10 protein-coding genes and 1 pseudogene are annotated in these 16,414 nt (G+C 63.8%); 4 read left to right on the forward strand and 7 right to left on the reverse strand.

Annotated elements, in window-relative coordinates:
• Positions 1 to 30: 30 nt before the first annotated feature.
• The 4 genes from FMM79_RS06150 to FMM79_RS06165 all read right to left on the reverse strand — a co-directional run bounded on the left by FMM79_RS06150 (position 31) and on the right by FMM79_RS06165 (position 5,775).
• Positions 31 to 1,914 (reverse strand): AMP-binding protein, encoded by a 1,884-nt coding sequence (locus FMM79_RS06150; RefSeq protein WP_148626635.1) that lies wholly within the window; start codon positions 1,912 to 1,914, stop codon positions 31 to 33.
• A gap of 71 nt (positions 1,915 to 1,985) precedes the next feature.
• Positions 1,986 to 2,501 carry a GNAT family N-acetyltransferase gene (locus tag FMM79_RS06155; protein ID WP_148626636.1) on the reverse strand — a complete coding sequence of 172 codons (516 nt, stop codon included), beginning with the start codon at positions 2,499 to 2,501 and terminating at the stop codon, positions 1,986 to 1,988.
• A gap of 123 nt (positions 2,502 to 2,624) precedes the next feature.
• On the reverse strand, positions 2,625 to 4,301 hold the full coding sequence (locus tag FMM79_RS06160; RefSeq protein ID WP_148626637.1) for an MFS transporter: 1,677 nt from the start codon (positions 4,299 to 4,301) through the stop codon (positions 2,625 to 2,627).
• Between the two features lie 67 nt (positions 4,302 to 4,368).
• Complete coding sequence (locus FMM79_RS06165; protein WP_240339016.1) at positions 4,369 to 5,775, reverse strand: DcaP family trimeric outer membrane transporter; 1,407 nt, start codon at positions 5,773 to 5,775, stop codon at positions 4,369 to 4,371.
• Between the two features lie 210 nt (positions 5,776 to 5,985).
• Here FMM79_RS06165 and acs point away from each other — a divergent pair, with 210 nt between their 5' ends.
• Both acs and FMM79_RS06175 read left to right on the forward strand, forming a co-directional pair.
• Positions 5,986 to 7,935 carry an acetate--CoA ligase gene (gene acs, locus FMM79_RS06170; protein ID WP_148626638.1) on the forward strand — a complete coding sequence of 650 codons (1,950 nt, stop codon included), beginning with the start codon at positions 5,986 to 5,988 and terminating at the stop codon, positions 7,933 to 7,935.
• Between the two features lie 67 nt (positions 7,936 to 8,002).
• On the forward strand, positions 8,003 to 8,635 hold the full coding sequence (locus FMM79_RS06175) for a LuxR C-terminal-related transcriptional regulator (protein WP_148626639.1): 633 nt from the start codon (positions 8,003 to 8,005) through the stop codon (positions 8,633 to 8,635).
• On the opposite strand, the gene FMM79_RS06180 is transcribed toward FMM79_RS06175, so the two are convergent.
• Positions 8,609 to 11,971: a PAS-domain containing protein gene (locus FMM79_RS06180; RefSeq protein ID WP_148626640.1), complete on the reverse strand. Its 3,363-nt coding sequence runs from the start codon at positions 11,969 to 11,971 to the stop codon at positions 8,609 to 8,611. The genes FMM79_RS06175 and FMM79_RS06180 overlap by 27 nt on opposite strands.
• Before the next feature lie 319 nt (positions 11,972 to 12,290).
• Between FMM79_RS06180 and FMM79_RS06185 the strand changes: the two genes are divergently transcribed.
• Positions 12,291 to 14,366, forward strand: a complete 2,076-nt coding sequence (locus FMM79_RS06185; RefSeq protein ID WP_162528449.1) for a S9 family peptidase — start codon at positions 12,291 to 12,293, stop codon at positions 14,364 to 14,366.
• A 61-nt stretch (positions 14,367 to 14,427) separates the two neighbouring features.
• Here the strand turns inward: FMM79_RS06185 and FMM79_RS06190 are convergent, their stop codons facing one another.
• A complete protein-coding gene (locus tag FMM79_RS06190; RefSeq protein WP_148626806.1) occupies positions 14,428 to 15,363 on the reverse strand; it encodes a formylglycine-generating enzyme family protein in 936 nt (311 codons plus the stop codon).
• 184 nt (positions 15,364 to 15,547) lie between these two features.
• Positions 15,548 to 15,820 (reverse strand): annotated as a pseudogene (locus tag FMM79_RS06195) (transposase); the annotation flags it as partial.
• A gap of 237 nt (positions 15,821 to 16,057) precedes the next feature.
• On the opposite strand from FMM79_RS06195, the gene FMM79_RS06200 reads away from it, so the two are divergent.
• Positions 16,058 to 16,393: a hypothetical protein gene (locus tag FMM79_RS06200; protein ID WP_162528450.1), complete on the forward strand. Its 336-nt coding sequence runs from the start codon at positions 16,058 to 16,060 to the stop codon at positions 16,391 to 16,393.
• The last annotated feature ends 21 nt before the right edge of the window (positions 16,394 to 16,414 follow it).

The following is a 16,414-nucleotide window of genomic DNA, read 5'->3' on the forward strand; positions in this document are numbered from 1 at the left end:
CCCTTTCTTGTTTGGTGTCCTTTTGCGCTGTCAGGCCGCCGCCTTAGGGAAGGCGACGGAACGGATCGCATGGAGCGCGCCGGGATCCTCGATGGTCGGGGGCGGCGGGAAGTCCTCGCCGTTCATGATCTTGCGAAGGACATTGCGTAGGATCTTGCCCGAGCGGGTCTTGGGCAGCTGGGGCACGACGAAGGCAGTCTTGAGCGCGGCCACGGCGCCCAGTTCGCTGCGGACTTCGGCAATGACGCGAGGCGCCAGGCTTTTCAGGTCGCTCGCCCCGGCCCGCGGGATCACGAAGGCAATCGGGATCTGGCCCTTGAGCGCATCGTCCGCGCCGATCACTGCGCATTCGGCCACGCCATCGACGGTGGCTACGATCTGCTCCATCTGCCCGGTGGAGAGGCGGTGCCCGGCCACATTGATGATGTCATCGGTGCGGCCCATGATGTGGAGGAAACCCTCCGCATCGAAATGGCCCGCGTCGCCCGTCTCGTAGAAGCCGGGGAAGGACGTGAAGTTCTTGGCGTAACCTACCGGGTTGTTCCAGAGCGTGCGGTAGGCACACGGAGCCAGGGGTTCGCGCATGACCACGGCGCCGCTCTGCCCGTCAGGCACTGGCTGACCGTCTTCACCCAGGATTGCGAAGGCGTTGCCCGGCACCGGAAAGCCCGCACTGCCACGCCGGCGGCGGGTGTCGCCAAGGCCGAAGCAGGTGGCAATGGCAGGCGCGCCCAGTTCGGTCTGCCACCAGTGGTCGATCACGGGCAGGCAGGTGTGCTCTTCAGCCCACGAGATGGTCTCGGGGTCGGCGCGTTCCCCAGCCAGGAAGATCACCTTGAGGTTCCCGGTCCCGATTTCCTGGAGGAAACTCGCGTCCGGGTCTTCCTTGCGAATAGCCCGGATTGCAGTCGGGGCGGTGAAGAAGGTCTTGACCTTGTGGCGCTGGATGACGCGCCAGAACGTCCCTGCATCGGGTGTACCGACCGGCTTGCCCTCGAACAGAACGGTCGTCGCGCCCGCGAGCAGCGGCGCGTAGACGATGTAGCTGTGGCCCACGACCCAGCCCACGTCCGAGGCTGCCCAGAACACATCACCCGGCCCGATGTCGTATATCGCTGGCATCGACCAGGCGAGATTGACGGCGTGGCCCCCATTCTCGCGCACCACGCCCTTGGGAGTACCAGTCGTGCCGGAGGTGTAGAGGATATAGAGCGGGTCGCTTGCCGCCATTTCCGCACAGGGCGGGACAGGGAGGTGCGCGGTCTCTTCACGCAGAGCGGCCCAGTCGTGGTCGCGTGGGGCGCTCAGCTCGGCGGCAACCTGCGGGCGCTGAAGCACGAGAACGCTCTCGACTTCGTGGCGTGCGCTGGCAAGCGCCTCGTCAACAAGCGGCTTGTAGGCGATGGTGCGGCTTCCCTCGACCCCGCACGAGGCGGTGAGGAGCACACGCGGCGTGGCATCGTCGATGCGCTTGGCCAGTTCGTGCGCGGCAAAACCTCCGAAGACAACCGAGTGGATCGCGCCCAGACGTGCGCAGGCCAGCATGGCAAACACGGTCTGCGGGATCATGGGCATGTAGATGACGACGCGGTCGCCCCGCCTAACGCCGCGGACCTCGAGCATCGCCGCGACCCGGCCTACCTCGTCCTGCAGCCCGGCATAAGTCCAGCGCTCGACGCTGTCTGTGACGGGGCTGTCGTAGATGAGGGCGCAATCCTTGCCGCGTCCGTTAGCGACATGGCGATCGACCGCATTCCATGTGGTGTTGAGCGTGCCTCCGGCGAACCAGCCCCGGTCGGGATCGTAGGTGGTGTCGGGCGGCGAGATCCAGTCGATTGCGCGCGCGGCCTGGCTCCAGAACGCCTCGGGATGCTTGATGCTCAGATCCCAGGTCTGCCGATAGGCATCACTCATGTTGTTCTCTCCTCCTCATCCGACACCCCGATCTCCTTTTCTAAGGGGTGTCGGCTTCTTTTGTTGTGGCTTTATCGAAACGACTTGGACAGTACGACCATGGTAGGGTCTCCATCAAAGGGTTCGGGGACAAAGCCCTTCTCGCGTTCGAGTTCGATCGCGGCATGGTTGTCGCGGCTCTCGATGGCGATGGCGCGGCGGCACCCCCGCTCCTTGGCCTGATTGGCGAGAAAATCGAGCATGGCCCAGCCCACGCCCTGGCCCTTGTAGGCATTGGCCACCGAGATCGCGATCTCGCCGGTGTCGAGCGGGCCGTCACAGGCGAGCAGTCCCGAAGCGATGAGTTCGCCGGTCGCAGTGTTAAAGCCCAGCCAGGATTCGGTGCGGAAGTGGTCGGCGTGGACCATCGGTGCAAGCTGCGCTTCGCTGACGTGCTCGGCCGCTGCAAAGAAGCGGAAGCGGCGGTCCTCGTCGCTCACCCGGTCGAAGAATTCCAAGAGGATCCCGGCATCGGCCTCTGTTGCGGGCCGCACGTCGAGATCGAGCCCAGAGCGGGTGGGGAGGGTGACGGCTGTAATAGTGGACATCTGGAATACTCCGTTTGGAGAGGGTGTACCGATATCTGTAGGCGTGGCGGCGCCCCCGCACCTTGATTGAAATCAGGTTGCGGAGGCGGTGGCGAGTGGATCACGCTCTGCCTTCGTGATCAATCAGTCGTCGATATTGCGACGGAATGTTTCGGGCAGGAAGATGACACCGATGACGACGGTCATGATCGCGACGACGACAGGGTACCACAGGCCGTAGTAGATATCGCCGGTCGCAGCGACCATCGCGAAGGCCGTGGTGGGCAGGAAGCCGCCGAACCAGCCGTTGCCCAGGTGGTAGGGAAGCGACATCGAGGTGTAGCGGATCTTGGTCGGGAACAGTTCGACCAGCATCGCGGCAATCGGTCCGTAGACCATGGTGACGAGCACCACGAGGTAGAACAGGATCGCGACGACCTTGACCGTGTCGATTTCCTCCGGGTTGGCCGCTGCTGGATAGCCTGCGTTGGCAAGCGCAGTGGCGATCTGGCCCTTGTAGGCGGTGATGTCCGCCGCGCGCGCCTCACCCTGGATCTTCGCCGGATCGGGCGCGACGAGCGATGTCCCGCCGACCGAGACCGAAGCTATGGTACCCGCAGGGGCCTCGACGTTGGTGTAGTTGATGCCGTTCTTGGCGAGGAACGCCTTGGCGATGTCACAGCTGCTGGAGTCGAACTTGTTCTTGCCGATGGGGTCGAACTGGAACGAGCACTCGCCTTCATGCGCGGTCACCACGACCGGGGCGGAGACCGTCGCACGGGCCAGGGCCGGGTTGGCCGCTTCAGACAGCGCGTGGAAAGCGGGGAAGTAGCTCACCGCGCCGAGCAGGCAGCCACCAAGGATGATGTACTTGCGCCCGATACGATCGGACAGCCAACCAAAGAAGACGAAGAGCGGGGTGCCCAGCGCCAGCGCGATGGCAATCAGATAATTGGTCGTGGCGCCGTCCACCTTGAGGATCTTTTCGAGGTAGAACATCGCGTAAAACTGGCCGGTGTACCAGACAACCGCCTGGCCCGCGACCGCGCCAAACAGGGCGATCAGTACGAACTTCAGATTGCCCCACTGGCCAAAGGCCTCAGTGATGGGGGCCTTCGATGTCGTGCCTTCCTCCTTCATCTTCTGGTAGACGGGGCTTTCATTGAGCTGCAGGCGGATCCACATCGACACGCCCAGCAGGATCGCCGAGAGCAGGAATGGGACGCGCCAACCCCAGCCAGCGAAGGTGTCCTCGCCCATGCCGGTGCGCACGCCCAGCACGATGAGAAGCGCGGCGAACAGACCGAAGGTCGCCGTGATCTGGATGAAGCTGGTGTAGAGGCCACGCTTGTTGGCAGGCGCGTGCTCGGCCACGTAGGTCGCCGCGCCGCCATATTCACCGCCCAACGCCAGGCCTTGGATCACGCGCAGTGCTACCAGGATGATCGGCGAGGCAATGCCCAGGGTATCGTAACCGGGCAGGAGGCCGACCGCGAAGGTCGAGACGCCCATCAGGCCCATGGTGACAAGGAAGGTGTACTTACGGCCGACAAGGTCGCCCACGCGCCCGAAGACGAGCGCGCCGAAGGGGCGGACCGCGAAACCGGCCGCGAACGCGCCGAGCGCGAGGATGAAGCCGGTGGTCTCGTTCACGCCCGAGAAGAACGTGCGCGAGATGAAACTGGCGAGAAGCCCGTAGAGATAGAAATCGTACCATTCGAACACCGTGCCGAGCGAGGACGCGGTGATGACTAGCTTCTCCTTGCCCGTGGCCTTGTGATGCTTGGGCAAGCCATCGTATTCTTCGTGTGTCGTGGCCATTGCAAACTCTCCCGTGATAGCTACCGGTCCGCGTAAAGACGGGCCGGGCAGCCGCATGTTGTCCCTCTTAGAAACTGTACTTGGCGGCAAACTCCATGCGGTCGAGCGCGCCGTCCGCGCCCGAAACCGTCTTACGCAGGGCGTGGCGGTATTCGACGCCGACGTCGAAATGCGCGACCGGCGTCCAGAACAGGTTCGCCGCCGCACTCCAGGCCCGCTTGTTCGCCAAGTCGTGAACCAGCAGTCCACTGGGATAATCGGCACCCTGGTAGCCGCCCATGAACGTTGAGCGCAGGGTGCCACCCCATCCCAGCTTGAGCGCGGCAAGCGCGGCGAAGTTGTCGATGACGGTCAGCTTGTCGCCCGTCTGGGGCTGCATCACATCCCCCACGAAGCCGAGCCCTAGGTAGCGCCCGATGCCCTTGCCATAGGTTGCCATGAAGCGCAGGTCGTGGAGGTTGTCCGGGCCGAAGGGGATCTTGCCTGAGCCCGAGATGCCCCAGCCGGCGGCAGTGTGCTTGTCCCCGCCGAGTTCCGAGCGCAGCTCGCGGACTATGCCTGCCAGCGTGAAATTGCCGAGCGAATTGGACCAGTTGAGCCGCCCGACCAGATCGGGCAGGCGGTCCTCGTCGAGATCGAGATAGCCGGGCGAACCACTGGACAGGATCTCGGTCTGCGGGTTCTCGAGCGCGACGGCCAGTTCCAGCCCCTGGCTCAGCCGGGTAGTGTAGCGGATCTGCGTCTGGCGGTTGAACACGGTGCCTTCGATTGGCCCTGCAAAGTCGGTCGATTCCGGCAGGACGGCAGTGTTCTGGAAGGTCGACCACTCCTGTCCGATAAGCCAGTGATCGTATTGCAGGAAAGCGCGGCGCAGGGTCGGGGTGTACGGGTTTGTCGCACGCTGCGCGCCAGCAGGTGCGGTGGCGAGCGCGAAGTCGAATTCCAGGTAGCCCTTGATCTCCTTGTCCCCGACGGGCGTTGCCGCGCCGAGCGAGAAGCGGGTCTGACGGGCCATCATCGTCATGTCGGTGCTGGAAGGCGCATCGCCAACCGGAATGTGCTGGGGGAGGTAGAATTCCTTACCCAGCGCGCCGACACCGACGTCGCCTTCGCTCCAGCGCGAGGCAATCGCGTTGACGCGGACATAACCGCCCAGCGTGAAGCGGGTGGCACCCACGGTAAAACCATTCTCGCTCATGGGGCGAGCCGTTTCGGCAGCCGCGCTGCGGGTCGCCACCTCGGCGTTCTGGGCGGTAACGCTTGCCAGCGACTCCTGCGTGCGGGTGTCGGCGGCGGCCTGGTCCTCACGCGTGGCGGCCAGGTCCGCCCGCAATTGCTGCATCTCGGCCTCAAGCCGCTCAAGCCGGGCTTCCAGGGCTGCTTCGCGCTCGGTCATCGCGGCCTGGGCCACCTGCGGGGCCGCCAGGCTCGTCGCTGCGAGCAGGGCACAGATCCAGCGCCTGTTCATGGACATCTTTCCTCTCCTCCAGTGCCCCGGCCGTGTCCATTCTCTTGGGAACGTGCCCGGGCCTTGATATGTTCTGGAAGAAGAGAGACGGGCACCATCCCGACCTTTGGCGCAGTACTACGACCATTGTCTAATGTCGGTTGAGAACGTGAAATGTGCTAGAGGACACTCAAACCCGGATTAACCGGCGCGCAACATACCGGAGAGGAGATACCCATGGTCGAGGCCCTTTATCCCGTCCCTGAGGACTGGGCAAAGAATGCGCTGATCAACCAAGATACCTACATCGAAAAATACCAGCGCTCGGTCGACGATCCGGAAGGTTTCTGGCGAGACGAGGCACAGCGGATCGACTGGATCAAACCCTTCAGTGTGGTCAAGCAAACCAGCTTCCACGAGGCCGATTTCGGCATCTCCTGGTTCCCCGACGGCACGCTCAACCTTTCGGCCAACGCATTGGACCGGCACCTTGCCGAACGCGGCGATCAGATTGCGATCCTGTGGGAGCCCGACGATCCCAAGGACCCGGAACGCCGCATCACCTACCGCCAGCTGCACGAAGACGTGTGCCGCTTTGCCAACCTTCTGAAGGCGCGCGGCGTCACGAAGGGTGACCGCGTCACCATCTACCTGCCGATGGTGCCCGAAGCGGCTGTAGCGATGCTGGCCTGCGCGCGCATCGGTGCGATCCACTCTATCGTCTTTGCTGGCTTCTCCCCCGACGCGCTCGGGGGGCGAATTACCGACTGCGACAGTTCCATCGTGCTTACCGCCGATCAGGGCCTGCGCGGCGGCAAGCGCGTGGCGCTCAAGGTCAATGTCGACGAGGCGCTCGAGAATTGCCCCGGCGTCGAGACCGTTATCGTGCTCTCCCATACCGGCGCAGACGTACCCATGGTCGAGGGCCGCGACATCGATTGGGCGACAAGCGTTTCCGAGCAATCGGTCGACTGCGTCCCGGAGGAAATGAACGCCGAAGACCCGCTCTTCATCCTCTACACCTCGGGTTCGACCGGCAAGCCCAAGGGCGTGCTCCACACCACTGGCGGCTACTCGGTCTGGGCCTCGATGACGCACGAGTACGTCTTCGATTATCGACCCGGCCAGATCTACTGGTGCGCGGCCGATATCGGTTGGGTCACGGGCCACTCCTATGTGGTTTACGGGCCCTTGATGAACGGCGCGACCACGGTGATGTTCGAGGGCGTTCCCAGCTTCCCGGACGCAAGCCGCTTCTGGCAGATCGTCGACAAATACGAGGTCGAGATCTTCTACGGCGCGCCGACTGCTTTGCGCGCGCTGATGCGCGAGGGCGACGACTACGTGCAGGCAACCAGCCGCAAGAGTCTCAAGGTGCTGGGTTCGGTGGGCGAACCAATCAACCCCGAAGCCTGGTCCTGGTACTACAACGTGGTGGGTGAGGGGCGCTGCCCCATAGTTGACACCTGGTGGCAGACTGAGACGGGCGGCGTAATGATTACTCCGCTTCCCGGCGCGACCGACCTCAAGCCGGGCTCCGCCTCCAAGCCGATGTTCGGCGTGCGCCCCATGCTGCTCGACAACGATGGCAAGGAAATGACGGGTGCGGGCGAGGGCTGCCTTGTCGTCGCGGACAGCTGGCCGGGCCAGATGCGCACCGTGTGGGGCGATCATGAGCGCTTCTTCCAGACCTATTTCAGCACCTTCAGGGGGTTCTATTTCACGGGCGACGGCTGTCGCCGCGACGAGGACGGCTATTACTGGATCACGGGCCGCATCGATGACGTCATCAACGTCTCCGGCCACCGTATGGGTACCGCCGAGATCGAGTCCGCGCTGGTGGCGCACCACAAGGTCGCCGAAGCTGCGGTCGTGGGCATGCCGCACGAGATCAAAGGGCAGGGCATCTACGCCTTCGTAACCACAAACAGCGGGGTTGAGGCGGACGAGGACCTCCGCCGGGAGCTGATCAAGTGGGTGCGCCACGAGATCGGTCCCATCGCAACACCCGACGTCATTCAGTTTGCCCCCGGCCTTCCCAAGACCCGTTCCGGCAAGATCATGCGCCGAATCCTGCGCAAGATCGGCGAGAACGATGTCTCGAGCCTGGGCGATACCTCGACGCTGGCAGACCCTTCGGTGGTCGACAACCTGATCGAGAACCGCCCGCAGCCAGCCGCAGCCTGATCGAGCCAACCACGAGGGAGGCCACAAGAGGGATGCAGGGTGCAAAGGCCGGTGCTACGCACGAGGGATGACTCGCAGCGTCCTCATTGCCGATGATCATCCGCTTTTCCGTCAGGCCCTTGCCCTCGCGGTAGGGCAGGTCGCTCCCGATGCACAGATCGTCGAGGCGGGCACTTTAGGGGCCGCCTCGACCGCTCTTGCGGCTCACCCCGATCTCGCCCTGATCCTGCTTGACCTCAAGATGCCCGGCGCCGTTGGCTTTTCAGGCATCGCGCTGCTCCATGCCGAGCGGCCGGATGTCCCTATACTTGTCGTGTCCAGCGCAGAGGGCGGCACAGCTGCCGAAGAGGCACGGGCCTTCGGGGCCAAGGGCTTTCTTCATAAGGATGCCGACCTTTCCGAGATAGAAGCCGCGATTGCGGCTGCGTTCTCAGGAGCGGCCCCGGCTCCGCGCAAACAGGCCGAGCCCAGCGATCTCGACCCGATCCGTGAGCGCGTCGCAGGCCTCACGCCGACCCAGCTCAAGGTGCTTCTGGCCGTTCTCGACGGGCAGCTCAACAAGCAGATCGCGCATAGCCTGGGTGTCAGCGAGGCGACCGTAAAAGCGCACATGACAGCAATCATGCGCAAGCTCGATGTCAGCAACCGCACTCAGGCAGCACTCGTTGCACGCTCACTCGGCCTGCACCTCAGCCATTGAAACACTGGCCAAAAAGCTCTCGATAAGGCCGGGTTCCACCGGCTTGGCGAGAACCCGAACGCCCAGCGCTTCGGCCGCAGACCGGACCGGGCCTTGCGGCTCGGCCGTCAGGATGGCGGCGGGCAGGGTAGGGCGAATGGCGCGCAGCGCTTCGATCAAGGCAATACCAGTTTCGCCTCCGTCAAGTCGGTAGTCGGCAAGGACCGCGTCAATCTCGCCCGCATAAGGCAGGGCCTGGTTTACTCCCGTGACGCCTACGGCACGGTGGCCCAGTTCTTCGACCAGGGCGACGGTCGCCTCAACGATCCTGGAATCGTTGTCGACCACCAGCACAGCCAGGCGTTCAACAGGGCCCGTGATTTCGCGTGGCAAGGACGTTTGACGCCTGGGAGCGTCCACGGGTTCGGCCGTCGGGAGAAGCAGGCTGAAGCGGCTTCCGCGGTCCTCGTTGGAGGAAACCTCCATACGTCCGCCGAGAAGACGCACGATCCGCTCGACCAGGGCCAGGCCCAGCCCCAGGCCCTCGGCCTCGATCGTGCCGAGCCGCGTGAACTCGCCAAAGATCGTTTCGGCGGCCTCTTCCGGAAAACCGACGCCGGTATCGACCACATCGATGCGCAGCCAGTCACCACGTGTACGCACGCCCAGGACGACCCCTCCGCGCTGCGTGTAGCGCACGGCGTTGGAGAGGAAGTTCTGCATGACCGAGCGCAGCAGCCCTGGATCGGTTTCGACCTGTCCGTAGAGAGAGCCTATCTTGAGGCGCAGCCCCTTCGCCTCTGCACTTGGCCGGAAGCTCTCGGCAAGATCGGCTAGAAAGGGCGCGAGTGCGACAGATTCGGTATCGGGAATGACGCCGCCTGCATCGATGCGCGAGATGTCGAGCAGTGCGCGCAGAAGTTCCTCGGCCGCGACGATGGCGCTGTCGACCCGCCCGACGAGGGGCTGCACGTCGGCTTGGGCCTTACGCCCCAGCGCCGCGGTGAACAGGCGCGCGGCGTGGAGCGGCTGGAGAAGATCGTGGCTGGCAGCGGCGAGGAAACGGGTCTTGTCCTGCGTCGCGCGGGCCAGCAGGCGGTTGGCCTCACGCACTTCGTGGGTGCGCTCCTCGACCCGTTGTTCTAGTTCGGCGAGCGTGCGTTCCAACTCATCGCGCACGCGCACTTCCTCGGTCACATCGGTGAAGGACATGACGTAGCCGCCGCCCGGCATCGGGCCGCCCACGGTCTTGACCACACGACCATCGTCACGGCGGCGCTCGAAGCTGTGGCTCTGCCGCGCACGCAGATGATCGAGCCGCCGCACGATTGACGCCTCCACGTCGTCCGAACCGAAGTCTCCGCGCTCGGCGTTGTGGCGGATGAGGATCTCGATAGGCATTCCCGCGCGCACCAGTCCGGCCGGGTATTCCAGGATCTCTTCGTAGCGTGAATTCCAGGCGATGAGATTGAGTTCGGCATCGACCACGCTGATGCCGGCATCGATGTTCTCGAAGGTCGCGGCCAGAAGCTGGCGCGAGAAGCGCAGCGACTGCCCGCCCTCGTCGAGCAGGCGGGTCACATCGGCAATCGACATCTGTCCGCTTGCAAGGGCCGAGGCCACAAGTGTGCGGGCCGAAGCCGCGCCTACAACCTCACCGATCAGAGCCTGCGCCCGGTGGGCCGTGCGACGATCGACAGGCTGGCCATGTTCGCCGGAGGGGAATTCGCTAAGGGCCCGTTCCTCGCCGATGAAGCTGGCGACGAACTGCTCCAGCTCGCCCAGATTGGTGACCCGGTGCGAGGGAGCGAAGAGGCTTGGCAGGGCTGGCGCAGGCATCTTGCGCGCAGCTATGAGGGCATAGACTGCCAGATTGAGCCCCAAGCTCCAGAGTACGCCGTGGACAAAGGTGCTTGTCGCCGCGATGCCGAAGAGATGTTCCGGCGCCAACGGACCGCTCTCCAGAAGCAGGGTCCAGCTTACGGGAAGGATAGGAGGCAGGGCAAGCGTATAGGCCCAGACGACCAGGCCGACGGCCAGGCTCGCCCGCGCGGCCAAGGGATCACGCTCCCGACCGTTGGTGGCAAGGATCAGGTGCGGCGTAAACTGGGCCATGGCAGCAAAGGCAACAAGGCCCATCGAGGCCAGTGACTGGTCGCGGTTCACGAGGAGGGCGAACGCCAACGCCAGCGCCATAATGGCTGCGATGGAAAGGCGCCGAAGCGCTAGCATGCGCCGCCCGATACCCCCGGCCGATTGACGCCGTGTGTCGGCGCCGGGGGCGGCAAAGACGGCCCGTGCAAGCAGATCGTTCGACACCATGGTCGCAAGTGCAGTCGTGTCCACGATGGCCATCGAAGCGGCCGCTCCCACGCCGCCAAGGAGTGCGGCGGCCAGGGCCAGTTCGGCTCCCACCCAGTCAGGCAAGCGCAGCACGTAGAGATCGGGCGATATCCCTTCCGGAAGCAGGGTGTGACCGGCAAGAGCGATGGGGACGATCATAATGGCCATGACGGCAAGGTAGGCGGCCAGCCCATGGCGCGCGCGCAGCATGTCGTCCTCCGCGCGCGCCTCGACAAAGCTCATGTAGAACTGGCGAGGTAGCGCCACGATCGCGAAAACCGAGACGAGGAGAACGGTCATCACGTCGAGGCTGATGTTTCCCGGTGCGAAATTGGCACGCATCTGCGCGGCCCCGCTTGCAATGCGAGCCGGCTCCGCATCTGCGAGCAAGATGAGCGCCAGCACGGCCACGACACCCAGGGCGACGATCTTGAACGCGGAATCAAGCCCGATTGCAAAGAGCAGGCCCTCGCTGCGGCCCGCCAGTTCGAAGCGTCGTGCGCCAAAGAGGAGCGCGAACAGGGTGAGAAGGACGCTGGCTGCAATCATGGCCGGAACAGCAATCGCGGAACCCGATACGAGGGAGAGGGCGTTGCCGATGGAGCGAAGCTGCAAGGCAAGGTAAGGAATGCTTCCCAGGAGTGCAATCAGCGTGACAAGACGGGCAACCACGATGTCGTGGCCGAAGCGCGCCGCAATAAAGTCCGATACGGTCGTCGCACGTTCCTGCAGCACCGCGCGTCCCAAGCGGTGCAGGAAGCCTGGTGCCAACAGCAGCAGCAAGATCGGTCCGGCGTAGATGGGAAGGAAGGCCCAGCCAGACTGCACCGCGGTACCGGTCGATCCATAGAACGTCCAGCTGGTGCAGTAGACACCGAGCGCGAGGGTATAGGCCCCGCGCCGGACACGGCGTTGCAGGTATCCGCGGCGCGCCATGCGCTCCACCGTTGCCGCAACGGCAAACAGGATGAGGACCAGCCCTAGCGAGGCGAATATGGCGCTGGACAAGCTCATTGCGGCGTCCGAAGGGCTCGGAGGGGGGCGGGTGCTGGGCCGACGCCTGGCGCGACTTGGCTCGAATTGTTCACCTTCGGCACTCCCCCGTTTCAGTAAATTTCTAGTGCACACAGTGCGAGATGTCATGTGTGCAATTGCGCATGCGCGCTTCGATCTCGTTTGGAGGAGGATCGTCGCAAGCTTGTGAACAAGACGCGCGATCTGTTTGAAAAGGCCAACTTACCCTTCCCATCGTGTAAGTTTCGGTCTTATGCGCGGGGCGCCCCATCGCAGCCGAGCCTGCGCAACGAAGCCGGGGCGCCAAAAGGGTACGCCAATGCACTACATGATCCGTTCCGTCCTCGCCGCCGTGCTGGCGTTGGGGCCGACCGTCTCCTTTGCCGCTCCTTCCGAGCCTTCCGAACAGACGTCCAAGGCAGAAGAGGGTGGCCCTATCTCTCCCGAGGATATCGTGGGCCTCAAGGACATGCGTGAAATCGCCATGTCGCCCGATGGCCAGAGCATCCTCTATACCGTAACCAACCAGATCGCGACGGCAGGCTCACCGCGCCAGTCTATCTGGGTGGTCCCGACCAATGGCCGCAGGCCTGCCAGGCTGCTTGCCGGAGCCAAGGGCGTTAGCACGGCGCCGCAGTGGGGCCCGCATGGCCAGCGCATCGCCTTCCTTTCCGACCGCCCAAATCCCCTGGTCGAGGAGGAGAACACGGAATTCCGTTTCGCGACCAAGGTCGAAGGCGCTCGGGCCGGGAAGGGCGAGGCAATGGGCACGACGCAGGCCTGGATGATGTCCGTGGATGGCGGTGAAGCCATCCCGCTTACGGCCCTGCGCACTTCGGTCACCAAGCTGGCGTTCGCGCCCGATGGCCGCAGCCTTGCCTTCCTTGCGGCCGATCCCGAAACGCCCGAAGAGCAGGCCGATGCCGAGGCAGGCCGCGACGAAGTGGTCTACGGCGAGCCGGGTCACTTCACGCGCCTGTGGATCCTCGATCTTGAGACGGGCGATGCGCGCCGGGTCTCACCCGATGGCCTCAACATCTCGGAGATGGCCTGGTCGCCCGATGGTTCGCAAATCGCAGTGAGCACGGCGGACCACACCGACATCAACACGTTTTTCTACGGCAGCGGTGTCGCGCTGATCGATCCGCAAACCGGCAAGCTGGGCGAACCCCTGATTGCCCATTCGCGTGGTCCGATCAGCTGGTCGCCCGATGGGAGCAAGCTACTCTCCTCGGTCGTTCACCGGGACAGCCCCATCGGTACGGCCGTGCGCGTGCATGACCTGACCCGGGGCGAGACGTTGAAGCTGGGCGATCAGTATCCCGGTCTCTTCACACATTTTACCTGGGCGCCGGACAGCCGATCGATTCTCGCGACGACCTTTGAGGCGACCCGCTCCAAGATCGTCCAGATCAAGCTAGACGGCCATATCAATACGCTGGCTAAGCTGGACGGGGAAGCGCACGATCTGGCCCTCGACGCCAGCAGCCAGCGCATTGCCGTCGCGCTGAGCAGCCCGGAGCGCCCCTCCGACATCTGGACGCTGACGCCCCGCGGCGAGGCCACGGCCATCACCCGGATCAATCCGCAGGTTGCCGACTGGACCATTGGCGACGTGCGCGAGGTCTCCTGGACCAGCACGGTCGATGGCCGCACCATCTACGGTGTCCTTGTCACGCCGCCGGGATACGATGGCAAGACAGCACTCCCCACGGTCGTGCAGATCCACGGCGGCCCGGAATGGGCCTGGTGGTCCGGCTGGCTGGGAAGCTGGCATGAATGGGCGCAGATGCTCGCAACCCATGGTTACGCCGTACTGCTTCCCAACATCCGTGGCTCGGACGGACAGGGTACCGAGTTTGCCCGCGCGGTCGGCAGCGACTGGGGCGGCGCGGACTACCAGGACATGATGGACGGAATCGATAGGCTGGTGGCCGCTGGCACGTCCGATCCGGAGCGCCTGGGCATTGGTGGCTGGAGCTACGGTGGTTTCATGTCTGCCTGGAGTGTGACGCAGACGGATCGCTTCAAGGCGGCCGTGATCGGGGCCGCCCCGGTCGACATGGCGGTTCTGGCCCGCACGACCGACATTCCCGATTTCTCGGCGGCCTATTTCGGAGAGGCGCAGGAGCATCTTGGCGATCTTGACGCGGTGTCCTCCGTGCGACTGCTCGACAAGGTGGAAACACCAGTCCTGCTGCTGCATGGCAAGGCGGACACCCGCGTGCCGCCGGACATGTCGCTGCAGTACTACACCGGCCTCAGGCGTTTGAACAAGCCGGTGGAGCTCGTCTACTATCCGGGCGAGGGACACTCTATCCAGCAGCGCGCGCACCAGATCGACGTGCAAGAGCGCACGCTCGATTTCTTCGAGACGCACCTGAAACCCAGATAAGGGTAAACGCTTGCGCCGGGCTGGCAGGTCGCACCTGCCAGCCCGGTCAGATTCTTTGGGTTCAGGTTTGGCGCACGACGCAACGAAAGCCGATGTGCGTAGTTGAACTGTCGATCGCCTCGGGATGGCGCGCGGCCGGGCGATAGCGCTGGCAGTAGTTTGCCGCACACAGGTGCGAGCCACCTTTTAGTACCTTGCGTCCGATTTTGATCTTGGGTTGGGCGGGGTCGAAGCTCTCTTTGAGCTTGCCGCCACGCGGATTGGCAATGGTGCAGCAGCTGTCCTTGCTCTTCTTTGCCAAGGCCGCCGCGCCCGGGTTCTGCGACCACCAGTCGCAGGTCCATTCCCAAGTATTGGCAATCATGTCATAGAGCCCATACCCGTTGGGCGGAAAGCTGCGTACGGGCGAGGTCCGCTCCCAGCCATCGGCCAGGGTGTTGGCGAAGGGAAACAGGCCCTGCCAGTAATTGGCCATCATCTGTCCATCCGGCGCGAGCTCATCACCCCAGGCATAGTGGGCATCGTCCAGCCCGCCGCGCGCGGCATATTCGAATTCGGCTTCGGTTGGCAATTTCTTGCCAGCCCACTTCGCATAGGCTTCGGCATCGCCATAGGCAACCTGGACAACCGGATGATCCCAAAGCCCGAGCGCCTCAATGTCGGCACCGGGACCAAGGGGATGGCGCCAGTCCGCGCCGAACTCGAAATGCCACCAGTTGCCGGGATTGCCCATGTCGACTGGTCCGCTGGTCTTGCGAAAGACCAAGGCTCCGGGCTTGTCCATGCCCGGTAGCATGTCCGGATAGTCTTTGGGGTCGGGCGCGATCTCGGCAAACGTCACGTGACCGGTCGCCTGTACGAAGCGGGCGAACTCACGGTTCGTGACCGGAATTTCATCAATCCAGAAGCTGTCCACCCGGACCTGCCGCCTTGGTGCTTCCTCCGGGTAGAAATCCTCGGAGCCCATGGTGAAAGTGCCCCCTTCGATGCGCACCATTCCTGAGGTCAGGTCGGTCGTCGCGGCGGTGGGCGCTTCGGGCGCTGGGCAGCTGGTTTGGGTGGTCATGCCCTTGGTGTGCGCGATGCGCTCGCCCCGTGCAAGCGTTGGCTCGGTCAGCGACGCGGTGAAGGAACGGAAAGTTGGTGTCGTGCAAGGATGCCTTGGGCTCAGGACGCGTTGATCAAAGCCAGAAGCGGACAGTGGCTGCCAGAGCGAGGGCTGAGAAGAATACGGTCGGGCAGCGTTCGTAGCGGGTTGCGCCCCAACGCCAATCCTTGAGGCGTCCGAACACGATCTCAATGCGGTTGCGACGGTTGTATCGGTGCTTGTCGTATTTGACAGGCATCTAGCGGGATTTGCGGCCAGAATTACAAGGTTTGATCCCCTTTTGTTCGAGAGCATCCCGGAACCATTCGGCGCCGTAGCCGAGGTCGGCCAGCATCCGCTGTGCCTTTGCCACCAAAACCTGCCGTTCCTTATAAACCGGAACAGCGGGAGGCGAGGTTCAATGTTGTTTCCGGGCCTTCCGGCTGCATTGCCAAAAAGAATCAGCGCTTCCAAAATGGTTGGTCATCTTCATTGCGCCCGCGTTATTGTCTTTCCGCCCGAACGGCATTTTGCTTCAGTGCCAGCATGAGTAAATTCAATCGCATGACCATCGTTGCCGCTGCCAGCTCCCTTGCTCAAAGAGATGATCTCGGGCGCTACGGACGCGGTAGAGCTTAACCAGTTCCTGTCTTTACTGAACGGCATGCCGCTGCACTCGACCGTCCGCTCCGCATTGGCGACGAGACCGGCCGACCTGCTCGCGGCAGTGATCGACGGCGTCGTGCGCCTACTTGGAACACTCGCTATCCTCGACCGGAATGAGGCAATCGCATGGGGCGATGCGATCTGGGAGCAAGAGCTTGTCGACCGCCTCGCACCTGCATTGGATTGCGTCCTCAATCTCATCATCCGAGGTAAGAGCGTCTCCGATGCGCAGTTGACCGCCATGAACAGCGTCACAAAGCCGCCCACGAGCTGACCCCGCCTGCAATCGCGTCCG

Source organism: Novosphingobium sp. BW1 (assembly GCF_008107685.1).
Taxonomy (GTDB): domain Bacteria; phylum Pseudomonadota; class Alphaproteobacteria; order Sphingomonadales; family Sphingomonadaceae; genus Novosphingobium.

What these genes read in the sequence shown, in the direction of transcription:
- FMM79_RS06150 (WP_148626635.1), bottom strand. Translation starts at nt 1,914, where the DNA reads ATGAGTGATGCCTATCGGCAGACCTGGGATCTGAGCATCAAGCATCCC.
- FMM79_RS06155 (WP_148626636.1), bottom strand. Translation starts at nt 2,501, where the DNA reads ATGTCCACTATTACAGCCGTCACCCTCCCCACCCGCTCTGGGCTCGAT.
- FMM79_RS06160 (WP_148626637.1), bottom strand. Translation starts at nt 4,301, where the DNA reads ATGGCCACGACACACGAAGAATACGATGGCTTGCCCAAGCATCACAAG.
- FMM79_RS06165 (WP_240339016.1), bottom strand. Translation starts at nt 5,775, where the DNA reads ATGTCCATGAACAGGCGCTGGATCTGTGCCCTGCTCGCAGCGACGAGC.
- acs (WP_148626638.1), top strand. Translation starts at nt 5,986, where the DNA reads ATGGTCGAGGCCCTTTATCCCGTCCCTGAGGACTGGGCAAAGAATGCG.
- FMM79_RS06175 (WP_148626639.1), top strand. Translation starts at nt 8,003, where the DNA reads ATGACTCGCAGCGTCCTCATTGCCGATGATCATCCGCTTTTCCGTCAG.
- FMM79_RS06180 (WP_148626640.1), bottom strand. Translation starts at nt 11,971, where the DNA reads ATGAGCTTGTCCAGCGCCATATTCGCCTCGCTAGGGCTGGTCCTCATC.
- FMM79_RS06185 (WP_162528449.1), top strand. Translation starts at nt 12,291, where the DNA reads ATGCACTACATGATCCGTTCCGTCCTCGCCGCCGTGCTGGCGTTGGGG.
- FMM79_RS06190 (WP_148626806.1), bottom strand. Translation starts at nt 15,363, where the DNA reads ATGGTGCGCATCGAAGGGGGCACTTTCACCATGGGCTCCGAGGATTTC.
- FMM79_RS06200 (WP_162528450.1), top strand. Translation starts at nt 16,058, where the DNA reads ATGATCTCGGGCGCTACGGACGCGGTAGAGCTTAACCAGTTCCTGTCT.